The organism is Armatimonadota bacterium, from assembly GCA_016223145.1.
Taxonomy (GTDB): domain Bacteria; phylum Armatimonadota; class Fimbriimonadia; order Fimbriimonadales; family Fimbriimonadaceae; genus Nitrosymbiomonas.
Genome location: JACRPN010000009.1, coordinates 163,919 through 180,170 on the forward strand (window position 1 = coordinate 163,919; position 16,252 = coordinate 180,170).

Consider the following 16,252-nt stretch of genomic DNA (forward strand, 5'->3'; position numbering starts at 1 on the left):
CTCCGTCTGCCTTTCCGCTCGAAGGCTCATTTCAACGTGAAGTCGTCCTAGTAGAGGGCGGTCTGGCGCGGGTCCGGAGTCTCTTGCCCCATCCCTTACCGCCTTTTCTGTTGCCGGAACGTGCGACGCAGAGGCTGCTCCTCACCCCTCGCAGACAACCCGCAAACCCACAAAGAACCCATCCGAGAGCCACCAGCGGCTCTTGGGCATCTGAGGATCGGTCTTGTTCCAAGATCGGTCCTGGTGTGCGCGCGTGGATGGGTTCACCGTCGACCCCTTGTCCATCCAGCACCCCCCGCAGAGCACGGGCTCGCCGGTCATGTCTTTGCACCACTCGCCCGCATTGCCAAGCATGTCATAGAGGCCCCAAGCATTGGGTTTCTTCTGCTTGACCGGGTGGGTCTTCTCTTTCGCGTTGTCCGAGACCCACGCCAGGTCAGTGATCTTGCTCTCCAGCTTGTCCTTACCTGCGCGGGCGGCATATTCCCACTCGGCCTCCGTGGGGAGGCGGTACTTCTTGCCGGTTTTTGCGCTGAGCCAGGCGCAGAACATTTGCGCCGAGTTGAAGGTGGCGCAGAGCGCCGGATAGCCCTCATGGCCGAACCCGTGGTCCGGCGCGCCGTAGGGCTTGCTCGGCCGAGAGCGAACGATGGCCGCGGTGGTGTGCTCTTCGACAGGCACATCGAGCTTGAACGCGTAAACGTCAAAAACGTCCCAAGTCACCTCGGTTTCCCCGATGAACAGGCCCTTGATCTCGTAGGTTCGGTCCTGGAGGGTGATCTTGCCGTCTGGGAGCGGGACCATCCGAAAGCTTGCGAGCGAGTCCGGTATCTTCTGTTCGTAGGGCGCCCGGTCTTGTGGGTTGTGCGACGGTACACCGGTCACCACGGCGCCGGCAGAAGAGGCAATGGTCAGTAAGGCAACGCTCAGCATCATCTTGGGAGTCTCGGTTCTTGGACGCTTGGGCGGCGGCTCGGTTGCGGCTCCGAGCTCGGCTGAATCCTTCGCCCTTCGCCCTTCGCCCTTCGCCCTCGCTAGGTTCGAGTATAGCCAGATTCACATGGGAATCCGGGTGAACCTCACCCTCTATGCCCGCTCGGAGGAGGCAGCGGAAAGGGCAGCCCGCGCCGGATTTGGCGAATTCGCACGCCTCGAACAGATCATGAGCGACTACCGCCCCGACAGCGAACTGATGCGATTCTGCGCGAAGGCGGGGCAAGGGCCGCAGCCCATCGGAAAGGACCTGTTCCGGGTGCTTTGGCACGCCCAGGACGTGGCAAGGCTCTCGAGTGGGGCGTTCGACGTGACATGCAGCCCGGTGGTCCGGCTCTGGCGGCAGGCGCGCAAGGACGGCAAGATGCCGCCGGCCGAGGCCCTGCAAAGCGCGCTTAAGCTGGTCGGCTGGAAGAAACTCAAGCTCGATCGCCGTGCACAAACCGCGGAACTGACGGTTCCCGGCATGCTCCTGGACCTGGGAGGCGTCGCAAAGGGCGACGCCTGCGACTTCGCCTTGGCGGCCATCAAGAAGGCTGGAATTCGATCTGCCATGGTGGAGTGCGGCGGCGACATCACACTGGGTGCCGCGCCCCCTGGGAGTTGGGGTTGGCCGATCAAGATACTGGGTTCAAGCGAGCAGGTGCAGCACCTCTCCAATGTCGCCATTTCCACCTCGGGCGACGCCTATCAGTTTGTCGAGATCGACGGCAAGCGGTATTCGCACATCTGCGATCCTCGGACCGGTTTGGGGCTCTCCAACCGCCTCCAGGCGACCGTCATCGCTAATAGAGGGCTCCGGTCGGACCCGCTCACGAAAGTGATCTGTGTGCTGGGGCCGGGAGTTGGGCGGAGACTGGCTTGCCGCGAAGGCGCGGCCGCAGTCTTCATTGTGACCCCCTGATTCACTGCCAACTGGCGTCTGAATCGGGCGAAGCGCGAAGAAAGGTTCGGTATCCTCGCGTTCATGTCTTCGCTTGGCAAAGCGATCCCATTATTGTCGGCCGTCCTTGGTGGCTGGAGCCTGCTGCTTCAGCCCGCCATAGGAGGGCAAGGATCGAGCAGCAAGCAGAGGATCAGCTTTTCCAAGGACATCCTTCCCATCCTTTCGGACAAGTGCTTCCTTTGCCACGGTCCCGACCCTTCTTCGCGACAAGCAGGGCTGAGGCTCGACATCGCCGAAGGCGCCTTTGCCGAGCGTGGGACCGGTCGCTGGGCGGTCGTGCCGCGCCAACCGGGAAAGAGCCTGCTGATCCAGAAGATCAACGGCAAAGACGCTCCGATGCCGCCCCCTTACAGCGGAAAGAAGCTCACGCAAGCCGAAAGGGAACTGCTCCGACGCTGGATCGAGGAGGGCGCGGCCTACGGACGGCTTTGGTCTTTCGAGCCGCTGCCTACAAGGGTGAAGGTCCCAACGGCCGGCGCAAGATGGGCCAAGGACCCCCTCGATCGATTCGTGTTTGGCCGTCTTCAGAAGGTCGGTTTGGCCCCGAGCAGGGAAGCTCCCCGGTGGCGATGGCTCCGGCGCGCGACGTTTGACCTCACGGGTCTGCCGCCGACCGAAGAAGAGATTGACGCCTTCAACACGGACCGACGAAAGGACGCCTATGAACGTGCCGCTGACCGCATGCTCGCCAGCCCCCATTTCGGCGAGCGCTTGGCTGTGGAGTGGCTGGATGCAGCGCGGTACTCCGACAGTTACGGCTATCAGTCCGACCTTCTCATGCCTAGCTGGCCTTTCCGGGACTGGGTGGTCTCGGCGTTCAACGCGAACAAGCCCTACGATCAGTTTCTGACCGAACAGATCGCCGGGGATCTGCTTCCGAACGCGACGCGGGACGAGATTTTGGCAACGGCGTTCAACCGGCTTCACCGCCAATCGAACGAAGGCGGTTCGATCGCCGAGGAGTTCAAGACCGAATACGCCGTGGACCGGGTGAACACCTTTGGCACGGCGGTTCTAGGTCTGACCGTAGGCTGTGCCCGGTGCCACGACCACAAATTCGATCCCCTGACGCAGAAGGAGTACTACCAACTCTACGGGTACTTCAACAACATCAAGGAGTACGGTCTGCTGCTCAGCACCGAGATCGTGCCCACGCCCTCGCTCTTGCTGCCGACTCAAGAGCAGGCGACGAAGCTGGCCGAAGCGAGGAAGGCGGTCGAAGTTGCGAAAAAGCGGCATGTGCTGGCTCAATGGGAAGGCGCCGGTACCGGACTACTGCAGGCCGTTAAGATCCAGTCGGTCCAGGTGCACGGAGTCTTGGGCCGATTCGAGCTGGATACTCCTGGAGACAAGTACCCGAACCTAACTGGAGGCGCAGCGGCCGCGCAGCCCTTGGGCCAAGTGGCGCTCGTGGACGGCCATCAGGGCAAAGCGGCCTTGCTGGATGGCGACAACGGGGTTGTGGTGCGCGGCCTTCCGGCACGCGAGCGATGGGAGCCTTTCTCTTGGAGCTTCTGGGTGCAGGACCCCAGACAGAAGGGGCCGGTCGTAGTTCTTCACCGCACGGGTGGCACGGACGTCGGCTTCTGTGGCTTCGACCTGATGCTCGAAGACGGGTTCCTCACGGCGCGCGTCATGCGGCACTGGCCCGGGAACGCCGTGGCAGTTCGCTCCGAGGTCCGCGTGCCGAAGGGCGCCTGGGCCCATGTGGGCTGGAGTTGGGACGGAAGCGGCGATGCATCGGGGCTCAAGCTCTACCTGAACGGGCGCCTTGTCGCCACAGAAACGATCGTGAACAGGCTTTGGAAGAAGATCAACGCTTACGGTGATCTAGGAGGGAGCGGTGGCGATTGGTGCTTCGGGCAACGATTCCGCGATGCAGGGTTCAAGGGCGGCAAGATCGACGACGTGGTGTTCGTCGGGCGGGCGGTCTGCGAACCCGAAATGAGCGTGCTCGCGGGTGGCGACCCTGTCGAGGCCTTGTCTGGCAGACAACTCGAATACGCTGCCGCGATCGACCCGGGCTTCCAAAGCACGATGGCCGAGCTGCGGAAAGCGCAGGAGCATCTCGCCAACGTCGAAGAGCCGATTCGGGAGATTTCGGTCATGGCTGAGGCCAATCCCGAGATCCCGGCCTATCTGCTCGCCCGGGGGGCCTACGACGCGCCCAAGAACGAGAAGACCCGCGTCCGTCGCGGGGTTCCGGCCTCTCTGCCACCGCTCGGGACGAAAGGTAAGAACGACCGGCTCGCCCTGGCGCGCTGGGCCACCCAGCCCAACCACCCTCTCACCGCGAGGGTAGCCGTCAACCGCTTCTGGCAGATGCTCTTCGGGGTCGGGCTCGTGGAGACGAGCGAGAACTTCGGCACCCAAGGCGCCCAACCCTCGAACCCGGAGCTCCTGGACTACCTGGCTCGGGAGTTTGTGGATTCTGGGTGGGACGTAAAGAAGCTCCTCCGACGAATTGTGTTGTCGGCGACCTATAGGCAGGACTCCTCACTGCTGGGTCCGGAAGCCCAACGAAAAGCCAAGAAAGCCAAGGACCCTCAAGACCGCTTCTTCTCCCGCGGACCGAGCCGCAGGCTCAGCGCGGAGATGGTCCGTGATCTGGCGCTTTCCGCGAGCGGCCTGCTCACCGACAAGCTAGGAGGGCCGCCCGTCAACCCTTATCAGCCCGCGGGAATCTGGCAGGAGAACAACACGATGAGCCCCGGATTTGTGCAGAGCAAGGGCGCCGACCTTTACCGGCGCAGCCTCTACACCACCTGGAAGCGCACCACCCCGGCCCCGAACATGATGCTCTTCGACGCCACCTCGCGCGAGGCGTGCACCATGCGACGGCCCGCGACGAATACGCCCCTGCAAGCCCTGGTGCTCCTAAACGACATTCAGTTCGTCGAGGCGTGCCGGGTGCTGGCGGAGCGCCTCTTGAAGTCGCCAGGTACGGAAGTCACCCATCTGCAGACCGCCTTTCGCAGGCTATCCGGACGGCGCGCAGACCCGGCCGAGATGGCCTCTTTGCTGCGGCTCTTGGGCGAGCAAAGAGCCCTGTTTCGAACTGGCGAGCAGTTTGCTGAGAAGCTGCTGAAAGTGGGAGACAGCAAGGCGGACAGGGACCTCGACCCTATCGAAGTGGCGTCGCTGACAGTGGCTGTTCAGGCGATTTTGAGTTCCGATGCGGTCATTTGGAAGCGATGATGGGACTAAACTGGCGTGGAACCGCAGGAGCTGCGCGAAACGTATCCGCAGACAGACTCCGGAGGGCAGTTCCGGAAGGATGAAACAACGATGAAACTCTCCAAGATTTTCGCCATTGCCGCGCTGATCGCCGCCGCCGTGGCCCCTGTCAGCGCTCAGGGCTTCCGAATGATGGGCGGCGGCGGAGCAGGCAGCCCCCTGAACATCATGTTCAGCTTCAATTTCCAGGACCGTGAGTTCACCGTCCGCAGCGACGTCTCGAAGGAACTCAAGCTTACCGACGACCAGAAGAGCAAGCTCTTGGCATGGAATCAAGCGCAGATGGAATCGATGCGCGGCTCATTCCAGCCCGGCGGACAGCCTCCTAGCCAGGAAGAAATGCAGGCCATGGCCAAGAAGCGAGCCGAAGCCGAAGCCAAGATCACCAAGGAAGTGCTCGACGAAACCCAGGCCAAGCGCCTTCGCGAGCTCTGGGTGCAGCGCACCGGCAACGCGATCATCCTGAACGCCGACGTCCAAAAAGAACTGGGAATCACCGACGACCAGAAGAAGAAGGCCGCCGACCTCCAGAAGAGGCAGGGCGAGGCGAACCAGTCCATCATGCAGAAAGCCCGCGATGGCGAGATCGAGTTCTCCGAGGTTCGCGACCTGATGGCGAAGAACACCAAGGCGCTGAACGACGAACTCGGCAAGATCCTCACGAAAGAACAGGCCGACAGGCTCAAAGCCATGGGCGGCGCGCCGTTCAAGTTCGATCCGGACAACTTCGGAGGCTAAATGAGCCGACCCGCTTCGCGCCGTTCTGACGATGTGCTCCTAGGCCTGACGCGCCGGGAGTTCTTCGGCAGGACGGCGCGGGGCTTTGGAGGCGTCGCCTTGGCGTCGCTCCTTTCGGAAACGGCTGCAGGGAGCCTCGGACCTCGGACCTCGGACCTTGGACCTCAGAAGGGCTTGGCCGGAGTCGATCATCCCGCCAAAGCCAAGCGCATCATCTATCTCTTTCAAGCGGGCGGGCCCGCCCAGCAAGACCTCTTCGACGACAAGCCGCTCCTACGCGAGAAACACGGCGAAGCCCTCCCGGACTCCATCAAGCGCAAGCAGCGCCTGACCGCCATGACCAGCAACCAGAGCGTGCTTCCGCTCGCCGGGTCGCCGTTCAAGTTCGCCCAGCACGGCCAGTCGGGCGCCTGGCTCAGCGAGCTTCTGCCGCAGATTGGCAGTGTGGCTGATGAGTGCTGCTTCATCCGCTCGATGTTCACCGAGGCGATCAACCACGACCCAGCGATCACCTTTTTCCAGACCGGCAGCCAGATTGCGGGGAGGCCGTCGTTTGGTTCATGGATGTCCTATGGCTTGGGCTCGATGAACCAGGACTTACCCGCGTTCGTCGTGCTCGCGAGCGTGAACAAGGGCGACCAGCCGCTCTATGCGCGGCTTTGGGGTAGCGGATTCTTGGATTCCCGGTACGAGGGCGTTCGCTTCCGCTCCGGCGGCGACCCGGTGCTGTATCTTTCCAATCCGGACGGCATCTGCAATTCCGGCCGTCGGGCCATGCTCGACCGCCTCAGCGAGATCAACAAGCACCAGTTCGAGCGCGAGCTGGACCCGGAAATCGAAAGCCGGATCGCGCAGTATGAGCTCGCCTACCGAATGCAGACCAGCGTGCCGGAGGTCACCGACCTGAGCAAGGAGCCGCAGGAGGTGTTCGACCTCTACGGCCCCGACGCGAAGAAGCCTGGGACGTTCGCCTCGAACTGTCTGCTGGCGCGGCGGCTGGCGCAGAAAGGCGTGCGCTTCATCCAGCTCTATCACCAAGGGTGGGACCACCACGGCGGCCTCAAGGGCGGCATGGCGGTGCAGTGCCGTGAGACTGACCAGCCGACTGCGGCGCTCATCAAGGATCTCAAGCGGCTGGGGATGCTTGACGACACGCTGATCGTTTGGGGCGGCGAGTTTGGGCGCACCAGCTACTCCCAAGGGCCCCTTGATCCGAACGCCTTCGGGCGCGACCACCACCCGCGCTGCTTTACGGTCTTTCTGGCGGGCGGAGGCGTGAAGGCGGGAACGACCTACGGGCGGACCGATGCCTACGGCTACAACATCGCCGACGCCGATGGCAACCCGATCGAGCCCACCAAGGACAACTTCACCGAGGGCGCGGTGCACGTCCACGACCTGCACGCCACGCTGCTATGGCTGATGGGCGTGGACCACAAGAAGCTGTCTTTCCCCTATCAGGGACGGGATTTCCGGCTCACCGACGTGCACGGGCACGTGGTGGAAGCCTTGTTGGCATAGAGCCACATATGTACACATGAGCATGTGTACATATGCGTATGTGTGGTATCTTACTATCATGCGCAACATGACGATCGCGTTGGACGATCCCACCTTCGAAGCGATGCAGCGCTACGCGAAGGCACGTGGCATTTCCATGAATGCGTTGATCAGAGAGTCGGTTCGAAGAACCATCGAGGCCTCGGATGTCACCGGACTAGAAGAGACATTTCGCTTGGCCAAGGAACTCAAGAGCAAGTCAAGTGGAAAACGCTGGACCCGTGAGGAGATCTACTCGGGACGGAGGTTCGATTGGCCAAGGTCTTCTTCGACACGAACATCCTGATTTACTCTTGCGACGAGCGAGATCTGGGCAGACAGGTTGTTGCTCAAGAGCTTCTGATCAAACACGGCAGAGAGGGAAACGGGGTGATCTCGTCTCAAACGCTGTTCGAGTTCTTCGACGTTTCTATTCGCAAGCTAAAAGTCCATCCAGTCGACGCCAAACGGATGGCACAAGGCTTCCTCCACTTCGAGATGGTTGAGCCCAGTGCCGAAGTGATCATGGGGGCCATGGACTTAGTCGCCCTAGACAGCATTTCAACGTGGGACGCCCTGATTCTGAGTTCGGCCATCGCCGGCAAGTGCAAGACCGTGTACTCGGAAGACATGCAGCACGGCCGGAAGCTGCGTGGATTGACGATTATCAACCCGTTCAAAGACCAGGCGACTACCTGATCTCCATCAACTCGATCTTCCTGAACTCGCACGGGTGGCTCTCGGATTGCAGAGAGATCCAGCCTTCAGAAAGCATATTCTCGCCTTTGGCCGCTTCGATCAGGACCTTGCCGTCGGCGTCGTTGGGATCGAGCTGCGGGGCGTCGTATTCCATCACGGGTTTGCCGTTGATGCGGTGGATGATATGCGTGACAGACTGGAGATTCTGCCCCACGAGCGTCGACGTCGTTCGGACCTCAAACTCCGCCGTCACCCACTGATCGCCGTGAAAGGTCGGGGAGGTGGAGTTGGTGCAGTGCTGCGTCCAGAACTTGCCGCCGAGCACGATGTTGGTCCCGGGAGTGCAGACATTGCCCGTGGGCCGCTCGCCTTTGCCATCGCCGCCGAGGAGCTGGGCCTCGATGGAGACGGGGAAATCCTGGTCTTTCCTGATCGTTTTCGGGTCCTGGCAGATCAGCATCGCGCCGGAGTTCCTAAACGCCCAGCCGGGACCGTCGGCGATCTGGTCTCCGGTAAAGCGGTATTCGAACCTTAGGATGTAGCTCTTCAGCTTCGCCTTGTAGAAGATGTGCCCGAACCGCCCCTCGAACTTGCCGCCGTAGCCGTCGTAATTGACCTGCATCGCGCCGTCCACCACCCGGAACGTATTGGCGAAGTTGTCGCCAAGCGCGTAGCCCCTGATTTTCGGCGTCTAGCCATCCAGATTTTTGCCGTTGAAGATGGAAGTCCACTTGCCCTGGGGGCGAGAGGCGAGGGGCGAAGGGCGAGGAGGGACCGGAGTTAGGAGAGCCAATCCGCCGCACGAGCAGGTGGGCGTTCCTTCCGGCGGGCAGGATTCGGGTCCACTGACTGCCTTGCGCGCCACGGGAATCGCCAGTGCGATAGCCGCAACCGCAAACAGCGGCGCATTCGATCCGAATAAGGGCGGCTTCATGGTGTTACGCTATTCTACGTTGAATGAGGGGCGTTGGAGGTGAGGGAGGATTCAGATGGGTGACCACCTCTCCCCTCGTGGGAGAGGTCGGTGAGCGTAGCGAACCGGGTGAGGGGGCGAATCCGGGATGCGCGATCCGGAACCTCCACCCCCTAACCCTCCCGTAAGGCGCGGGATCTTCGACCTCCCCCTATCCCGATGATCGGGACAAGGGGAGGGGGAATCCTCAATGGCCAAACCGCCCGATTCGATCTCGGAACTGCGGTTTGGATCGGAACGCCGCAGAGAAATCCGTCTGTTCGAAGCCCGAGGGCGTATCCCCGGTCGAGGCGTACACATACAGCGCCGTCTGATAGATCCCCTGCATCGCAGTTCCGACCACCATCAAACCGATCCACCATAGGCCCATCAGAATTGCGACCGGCACAATCAGCACCGACATACCCGTGAAGGCGACCAGCACCATGAACGGTATCGGAGCGAAGAAGAGCACCAGCATCGCCAGCCCCATGCCACCCGCGCCGATCAGGCGTTCACCCCACGTCTTTTTGAACATGCCGGCCGACTCGCCGATGGCCGCCACGGGTGAGCCCTTCTCGATGACCACGATCGGAATCACGAAGTAGGTCACGATGCTCCAGGCGATTCCGAACACCGCCTCGACGATGCGTCCGACCACGCCGAGGTTTTCGCCGATGATCTTGAGAATGACCCCAACAGTCGCGGCGATGGCGGTCCAGCCCAGAATCGCTGGCATTCGCTTGATAGCCGCGTGCATCCCATCTCCCATCGTCGGGTTGCCTCCCATCAGGCTCTGATGGGCGCAGGCCACCAGCCCCGAGTTGAAGAAGATCACGATGAAGTAGGTCACGAAGTAGAAGGCAAACGCAAGCGGGATCTCCACCGACGGGCGAACCTGCTCGACGTCCTTGAACCCGACCAGCAGCCAATAGGGCACGATGAACGCCGCACTGGCGAGGATCGTGAACAGTGCCGAAATGACGGGGAAAGCCATAAGGCTTGGCGTCTTGCGAAGAACGGCCCAACTTTCCTTCATCAGGACCCAACTGCGCGTGAACCTATCCATGCGTTCAGTATAGGGCATCCGATTGGGACAGTGGCTCGTTTGGGACCAAATGCCGACGACGATCCGTGTCGGCGGGTCGGGACCGGCAGCTAGGGCCTGCGCGGCGGCTGTCCCGTCACGGCGCGCCAGACGGCCCTCACCAGAACGATCGGCAGCAACAGGAGCAGGCCGAGCAGGAGAGCCGTGCCGCCAAGGCATGAAAGGCCCTTTCCGAGTCGGGCAACCGGCGCGAACTCGGGCCGTGTGAGCCGCTTGACGCGAGCCAGCGCTTCCATGGGGTTCGCCGAGGCTATGCGGCCGGCGTCGAGAAGCTCCACCGTCTGGTCCTCAGGAAACCGTGCTTTCAGCTTCGATACGAGGGCGACGTGCTCGTCCTTTCGCTCGATTTGGTCCAATGCCACGGCGATCAAAGCTCCATCGGCGGGTGTCTGCCACCCGCTCGAAACGGCTTCCGAGACAAAGCCGTCCAGCTCCTGGTGTTGCACTTTCCAGGCGGCGATGAGTCGGATCGCATGGAAGCAACCTTTGGGGTGATGTTTGAGAAGGGCCTCGTTCGCGATCTCCAGGGCTTTCTCAGGGTGCCCCTCTTCGATCTCGAGCTCGGCGCAGAACTCGAACCACTCAGCGGACTTCTGTCCCTCACCTTCCATTTCGGCGAGAATCGCTCGGACCTCGGCCCAGTTCTTCTGGTTCTTTGCAACCTGAAGAAGCACCGAATACGCGACGCCAAAGAAGAGCCGGGCTTCAGGCTCAGCGAGGACTTGGCGCGCCGACTGGGAGGCATCGCGCCAACGCCGCCTCTTCATACTCTCGATGGCCCGATCGACCAGGGGACGGAAGCGCAGGAGCTTGTCGCATTGTTTCACCCTCTCCTCACACCGTCTCGCCTCCATCAGGTCGCCCCTTTCGATGGCGATCGCTTTGAGCACGCTCCAGGCTTCTGTCCGATTCGGGTTAATGTCCAGCGCGTTTTGCGCCGAGATCTTGGCTTCATCGAACTTGCCCAGCGCCCTTTGAGACTGCGCCAGAAGGGACCATGCGGAAGAGGATTCCGGGCCCGCGGCGACGGCGAAGCGGCCGTGCTCTTCGGCCAGGACGAAATCGCGGGCTTTCTGCGCAAATCGGCCCTTGACGCACCAAACGTCACTGTGCTCGGGAAAACGCTCTGCGGCCTCCTCCAGCGTTTCATTGGCGCTCGGGGAACCCATCGCCAACTGCGTGTAGGCCAGCGCGGTCCAGTGCGCGACGCGCTCCGGGGCTTCTGCTCGAGCCCGGATCAGGAGGGTCTCTGCCTCCTCGAACTGGCCCTTGACCGTCAAGATGCCAGCCCGGGCAGCCAGGATGTCGGGCGCCTCGGCGATTGCCGCTGGGACCTCGTCGAGAAGGCTTGCTGCTCCGTCGATATCGCCCAGCATGGCCCTTGCCATCGATTTCCAGAACCATGAGCGTGCCCTGAGCGGGTCAAGTTGTGTTGCTTTGTCGGCGTGCAGGATCGTGTCTTCGTATTGTCCGGCGTCGATGTCGCCTTGCGCAAAGAACTCCCAGGCCTCGGCCGATTCGGGGTGGGCTTCGGCGAAGCGTCCCCTTTCCTTGAGCGGAAAGCGTGAGCCGCTCAGGTCGCGCCAGCTTTGCGCATCGACGACAGGCGTCGTCTCTTCAGGCATGTGATTCCAGTGTAGTCCATATCCCATCGCCGGCACGGTACCGGCGGCTACGGTTGGGAAGCAGGGACGAAGGGACGGGGGGTGAGGGGATGGAGGGATGAAGCGATGAAGAGATAAGGAGTTGAAGTGATTGAGAGCAATGGTCCAAGTGGGCTGAGGACAAGGAAGCTCTCGGACCCGTGGGGCAGACTCTCAGTCTGCCTTCTCCGCACAAGGAAGTCCTCGGACCCGTGGGGCAGACTCTCAGTCTGCCTTGGCTGCTTGGGCTCACCGACAAGGGGGCAAAGCTGCCACGATTCACGAATCACGGATCACGGATCACGGTCCACGATCAGGCTCGTACCCACCCGTCTGGCTCGGATCGCCGCAGATGCCGAGGAACACGACGGCGCCAGAGGGGTTGTGAACGATCAGGTAGAGGAACGGCCGGCGAAACAGGAAGCGCAGGGCATCGCCTGACTTCGTAATCTTTGCCAGCGTCGTTTGAGAGGCGCGGGTGCCTGATTCATCGACCTCGATCCTGGCGGCCTGCCGGACATCGTCGAGGAAGCGCCCACTCGAGAGGTCCGGCGCGATTGGCGAGCAATCCAGTCGCATGTAGGCAGATCGAATGCCCAGCGACTGGAGGGTCGCATTCAGGTTCAAAGTGCTCTGGAAGTTGAACTTTGGCAAGCCGATGCTAAACTTGTTCGGGGTGAACCTCTTGAGCACGTGCTCGATGCCCTCTGCGCGGAGTTTGGGAAGAAGCGACAAGACATCCTCACCGACAGGCGGCAGAAAGGCAGCCATCGAAAACTGGCCGCCCTTGTAGTTGAGGAGAACCCCCTCAAGCCCCTCTTCCTTCAGGCACTTGGCACGGAAGCTTCGGCCGAACATGATCGGCACGTTGACCTCCTTGCCGGCAAGGGTCGTGAAGGTCGAGTGGTTAGTCTTTGAGGGGTCGAACTCAATCTCCCATCGCGCCTCAAAGTGGCTTGCGTTCAGAAAGGCCACATCCATGTTAGGATCGACCGAATCCAGGATGCTCGGGATCATGCCATTCGTGTTGTCCCGGGTCCAGTCGTTGATGTCCTTCGTGGCCGTCGTAGGATCGCCCGAGAGAAACACCTTTCCCGCATAGTCCGACTCGATCTTCTCCTCAAATGTGCGAGAAACGGCGCCCGGGCGTGCGATGAACACAGCGTTCGCCAGGGCCAACGGACGCTCCGGATCGGAGAGCACCGAGTCGGTCAAGGTGTGAGCCCGCCTGCCGAGGTCTTCATCCGCAATGCCTGCAAGCCCGAGCGCCATTTTGACTTCGTCCCTCTCCGGCCCCCGTGAGCCTTCCAAGAGTAACCCGAGACACTGCGAAAGTCCGAGGGGCGAGATCAAGAGGTTCTGCCGGTCTGGGTCTTCCTTGTACAGGGCCCCCGCCACCTTGAAACCGAAAACGTTCGAGGCCTGAACCAGAGATCCTGTTTTGACGAGTTGCTCCGCTGGTGGCGCCGTACGGATCGGTGTCTTGCGCCCGAAAGCCCACCAGCCTCCAGCGACGAGCGCAACCGTGATTCCAACCGCAATCAGGTGTGTGCGGCACATAGCGGCAGTATAGTCCGCGCCGGCACGGAACCGGCGGCTACGGTTTGGAGCTGGCACAGAGAGATGATTAGGTGAAGCGATGAAGAGATGAAGGGACCTACCTGTTGAGGCGAGGAGGGAGAGGCTTGCTTAGTTTGGGAAATGGCTGCGGTCCCTGGGCTCGGTCCTTGGGTGCCTCCACGCTTCAGCGTGGTGGAAGTAGAAGACGTCACTGCTCCGATTCAGGCTGCAGGCTACGAGCGCACCACGCTGAAGCGTGGAGGCACTCGGAGCTGCAAGCAAGGACGTGATCCCCACCCTCTGGGGGTGGCCTGCCGCAAGGGGGCTAGGTACCGCACCGAAATCCCGCACCGCGGAGCAGGTGCCAGAGGACGGCCGACCAATCGCCCAGAGCCGGCGGTCTGCGACCCCTCTGGGGTCGGAGAAACTTAGGGTGTTAATCGGTCCAGCCCGGCGTCTGTGACGCCCGGCTAGCGGTCTCGGACCCCTCTGGGGTCGGCGGCCAAAGCCTACGCCAACAGCCCGTCCGCCACCTGGCCTTCGACGTCGGTCAGTCGGAACTCGCGGCCTTGGTGCTTGAAGGTCAGGCGGGTGTGCTCGATCCCCAGACAATGCAGGATCGTCGCCTGCAGGTCGTGGATGTGCATCGGTTTGTCGGCGACCGAAATTCCGAAATCGTCCGTCGCGCCATAAATCTGGCCCCTCTTGATGCCGCCGCCCGCCATCCAGATCGTGAACGCGCTGCGCAGGTGGTCCCGCCCCGCATCCTGCTTGCTCGGCTTGTTCTGGCTCATCGGCTGCCGCCCGAACTCCCCACCCCAGATAACAAGCGTGCTATCCAGCATTCCGCGCGCCTTCAGGTCCTTGATGAGCGCCGCGCCACCTTGGTCCACCTGTTTGCAGCGGTCCGGCAGTCCCGTGATCAGGTTTTGGTCGCCGCCGCCATGGTGGTCCCATCCGCCGTGGTCGATCTGCACGAACCGCACGCCGCGCTCCACCAGCCTCCGCGCGAGCAGGCAGTTGTTGCTGAAGCTGCCCTCGCCCGGCTTCGCGCCGTACATTTCGAGCGTGGCCTGCGATTCGCTGGAGATGTCCATCAAACCCGGCACGCTGGTCTGCATTTTGTAGGCCATCTCATAGGCCTCGATGCGCGTCGCGATCTCGGGGTCGCCAATCCCGGCAAGCGATCCGTGGTTGATCTCTTTGATTGCGTCGAGGGTCTGACGGCGCAGGTCGGCGTCCACGCCGGGAGGGTTGTTCAGATAGAGTACGGGCTCGCCCGCTGATCGGAAAGGAACGCCTTGGTAAACGCTGGGCAGGAAGCCGCTGCCCCAGCAGGTGGTGCCGCAACGCCCCGATTTGCCGCTGGTGAGCACGATGAACCCGGGTAGATCCTCACACTCGGAGCCCAGCCCGTAGGTGACCCACGAGCCCATCGTCGGGCGGCCCTGGCGCGGAGAACCGGTGCTGAAAAGGAGCTGCGCGGGCACGTGGTTGATCTCGTTCGTGTGCATCGAACGGATGAACGTGACCTCGTCCACGATCTCGGCGGTGTGGGGCAGGAGCTCGGAGATCCACATGCCGCTCTGGCCGTACTGCTTGAAGCTCCAGGGCGACTGGAAGACCAGCTTCGTGTTGCGGTCGGTGCTGGTGAACGGTCCGAGGCGAAGGCCCGCCAAGGCCGATTCGGGGATCGGCTGGCCATCAAGTTTGGCGAGAGCGGGCTTGTAGTCAAAAAGGTCCGGCTGGCTGGGCGCGCCGGTCATGTTGAGGAAGATGACGGCCTTGGCCTTGGGAGTGAAGTGGGGGGCTTTGGGGGCAAAGGGGTCGCTTCGTTTACCTTGGCTCTTGTCGGACATGTCGGACAGGTCAGACCTGTCCGACACCATGCTCGAAGCAAACAGCCGCTCATTCAGCATCATCGCAAGCCCGACGCTGCCGATGACCGATGCGCCCGACCGCTCCAGGAAGTAACGTCGGGTGATCTCTTTGAGGGCCTGTTCGCGCGGGTCCATGTGTGCCTATTATCCTCTGTGTTTCGAGCGTTCGGGCTTCAAACAAAGCTGCGTGTTGCCCAAATGCAGCACGTCAGTGCTGGGTCCACCATGCCGCAGCACGGCATTTGCCGGATGCATCTCTGCCTTTCGGCCACAGCTTCCGAACCACTCGCGCCCATCCGAAACCACGATTGCGAGGGCCCCTGCCTCCCCCACGGCGGCGAAATCTGCTGCCGGCGACCCATAGACGGGCAGGCCCGCGGCTCTAAGTTGGGTGAGCGCGGCGGAGACATCCAGAACTGGGACTCCGAGCTCGCTGACATACAGAAGCCCAGCGGAATCGAACTCACCTGGACGCGCATTGTCCAAGCCATGCCTAGCGATGCACTCCAAGATGTTGCCAGCCGGATCCTTGAAGTAGAACGCCTCCGCGTTCCAGGATGCGAAGGAGTGCAGCTTTACACCGCTGGTGGCGAGCACCTCCGTTCGCTCTTGCACCCAGTCGAGTGCAGAGGCTATCTGATTGCACGGAATATCGAAAGCAAGGTGATAGGTAGCGGGCGGGCCCTCCGATTGACCGTGAAATGTCAGTTCGGTGTCGCCAAGCTCGATCCGGATCGCGTCTCCTTCGCGAATGACGGGCAGTCCGAGCTTTGATTCATAGAACGCTGCCTGCGAGGTGAGGTCGGCGGCAACGAGATCGACGGAGGAGTAGCCGGGCATCGCTCTATTGTGGCGATTCGGATGTAAGATCGGAACGTGTCGGGACTCATCGCATTCGTCGTCCTCGCCTGCCAACTGCCTTTGCCTGTCCTTGGTGATGATTCCAGGTCCAATGTC

12 protein-coding genes and 1 pseudogene are annotated in these 16,252 nt (G+C 61.9%); 6 read left to right on the plus strand and 7 right to left on the minus strand.

Going from position 1 to position 16,252, the window contains the following annotated elements:
• Positions 1–141: 141 nt before the first annotated feature.
• Positions 142–936: a formylglycine-generating enzyme family protein gene (locus tag HZC36_07845; protein MBI5706887.1), complete on the minus strand. Its 795-nt coding sequence runs from the start codon at positions 934–936 to the stop codon at positions 142–144.
• Between HZC36_07845 and HZC36_07850 the strand changes: the two genes are divergently transcribed.
• The 6 genes from HZC36_07850 to HZC36_07875 all read left to right on the plus strand — a co-directional run bounded on the left by HZC36_07850 (position 908) and on the right by HZC36_07875 (position 8,152).
• Positions 908–1,897, plus strand: a complete 990-nt coding sequence (locus HZC36_07850; GenBank protein MBI5706888.1) for an FAD:protein FMN transferase — start codon at positions 908–910, stop codon at positions 1,895–1,897. The two genes, HZC36_07845 and HZC36_07850, sit on opposite strands and share 29 nt — an antisense overlap.
• Positions 1,898–1,960: 63 nt before the next feature.
• Positions 1,961–5,137: a DUF1553 domain-containing protein gene (locus tag HZC36_07855; GenBank protein ID MBI5706889.1), complete on the plus strand. Its 3,177-nt coding sequence runs from the start codon at positions 1,961–1,963 to the stop codon at positions 5,135–5,137.
• Positions 5,138–5,227: 90 nt separating this feature from the next.
• The gene (locus HZC36_07860) at positions 5,228–5,914 is read left to right on the plus strand and encodes a hypothetical protein (GenBank protein MBI5706890.1); all 687 of its coding nucleotides are present in this window, start codon (positions 5,228–5,230) and stop codon (positions 5,912–5,914) included.
• Positions 5,915–7,435: a DUF1501 domain-containing protein gene (locus tag HZC36_07865; protein ID MBI5706891.1), complete on the plus strand. Its 1,521-nt coding sequence runs from the start codon at positions 5,915–5,917 to the stop codon at positions 7,433–7,435.
• A 67-nt stretch (positions 7,436–7,502) separates the two neighbouring features.
• Complete coding sequence (locus HZC36_07870; protein ID MBI5706892.1) at positions 7,503–7,760, plus strand: ribbon-helix-helix protein, CopG family; 258 nt, start codon at positions 7,503–7,505, stop codon at positions 7,758–7,760.
• Positions 7,727–8,152, plus strand: a complete 426-nt coding sequence (locus HZC36_07875; protein ID MBI5706893.1) for a PIN domain-containing protein — start codon at positions 7,727–7,729, stop codon at positions 8,150–8,152. Before HZC36_07870 ends, HZC36_07875 begins: the two co-directional genes overlap by 34 nt.
• Here the strand turns inward: HZC36_07875 and HZC36_07880 are convergent.
• From HZC36_07880 to HZC36_07905, 6 genes and pseudogenes are all read right to left on the minus strand, one after another.
• Positions 8,145–9,086, minus strand: a pseudogene (locus HZC36_07880) (DUF1080 domain-containing protein). The gene HZC36_07875 and the pseudogene HZC36_07880 sit on opposite strands and share 8 nt — an antisense overlap.
• 226 nt (positions 9,087–9,312) lie before the next feature.
• Positions 9,313–10,173 carry a hypothetical protein gene (locus tag HZC36_07885; protein MBI5706894.1) on the minus strand — a complete coding sequence of 287 codons (861 nt, stop codon included), beginning with the start codon at positions 10,171–10,173 and terminating at the stop codon, positions 9,313–9,315.
• A gap of 89 nt (positions 10,174–10,262) precedes the next feature.
• Entirely contained in the window at positions 10,263–11,837 is a 1,575-nt protein-coding gene (locus tag HZC36_07890) for a tetratricopeptide repeat protein (GenBank protein ID MBI5706895.1), read from the minus strand.
• A 318-nt stretch (positions 11,838–12,155) separates the two neighbouring features.
• Positions 12,156–13,415, minus strand: coding sequence for a serpin family protein (locus HZC36_07895; GenBank protein ID MBI5706896.1), 1,260 nt, complete (start codon positions 13,413–13,415; stop codon positions 12,156–12,158).
• A gap of 509 nt (positions 13,416–13,924) precedes the next feature.
• Complete coding sequence (locus HZC36_07900; GenBank protein ID MBI5706897.1) at positions 13,925–15,430, minus strand: DUF1501 domain-containing protein; 1,506 nt, start codon at positions 15,428–15,430, stop codon at positions 13,925–13,927.
• A gap of 9 nt (positions 15,431–15,439) precedes the next feature.
• A complete protein-coding gene (locus HZC36_07905) occupies positions 15,440–16,135 on the minus strand; it encodes a glyoxalase/bleomycin resistance/dioxygenase family protein (protein MBI5706898.1) in 696 nt (231 codons plus the stop codon).
• Between the last annotated feature and the right edge of the window lie 117 nt (positions 16,136–16,252).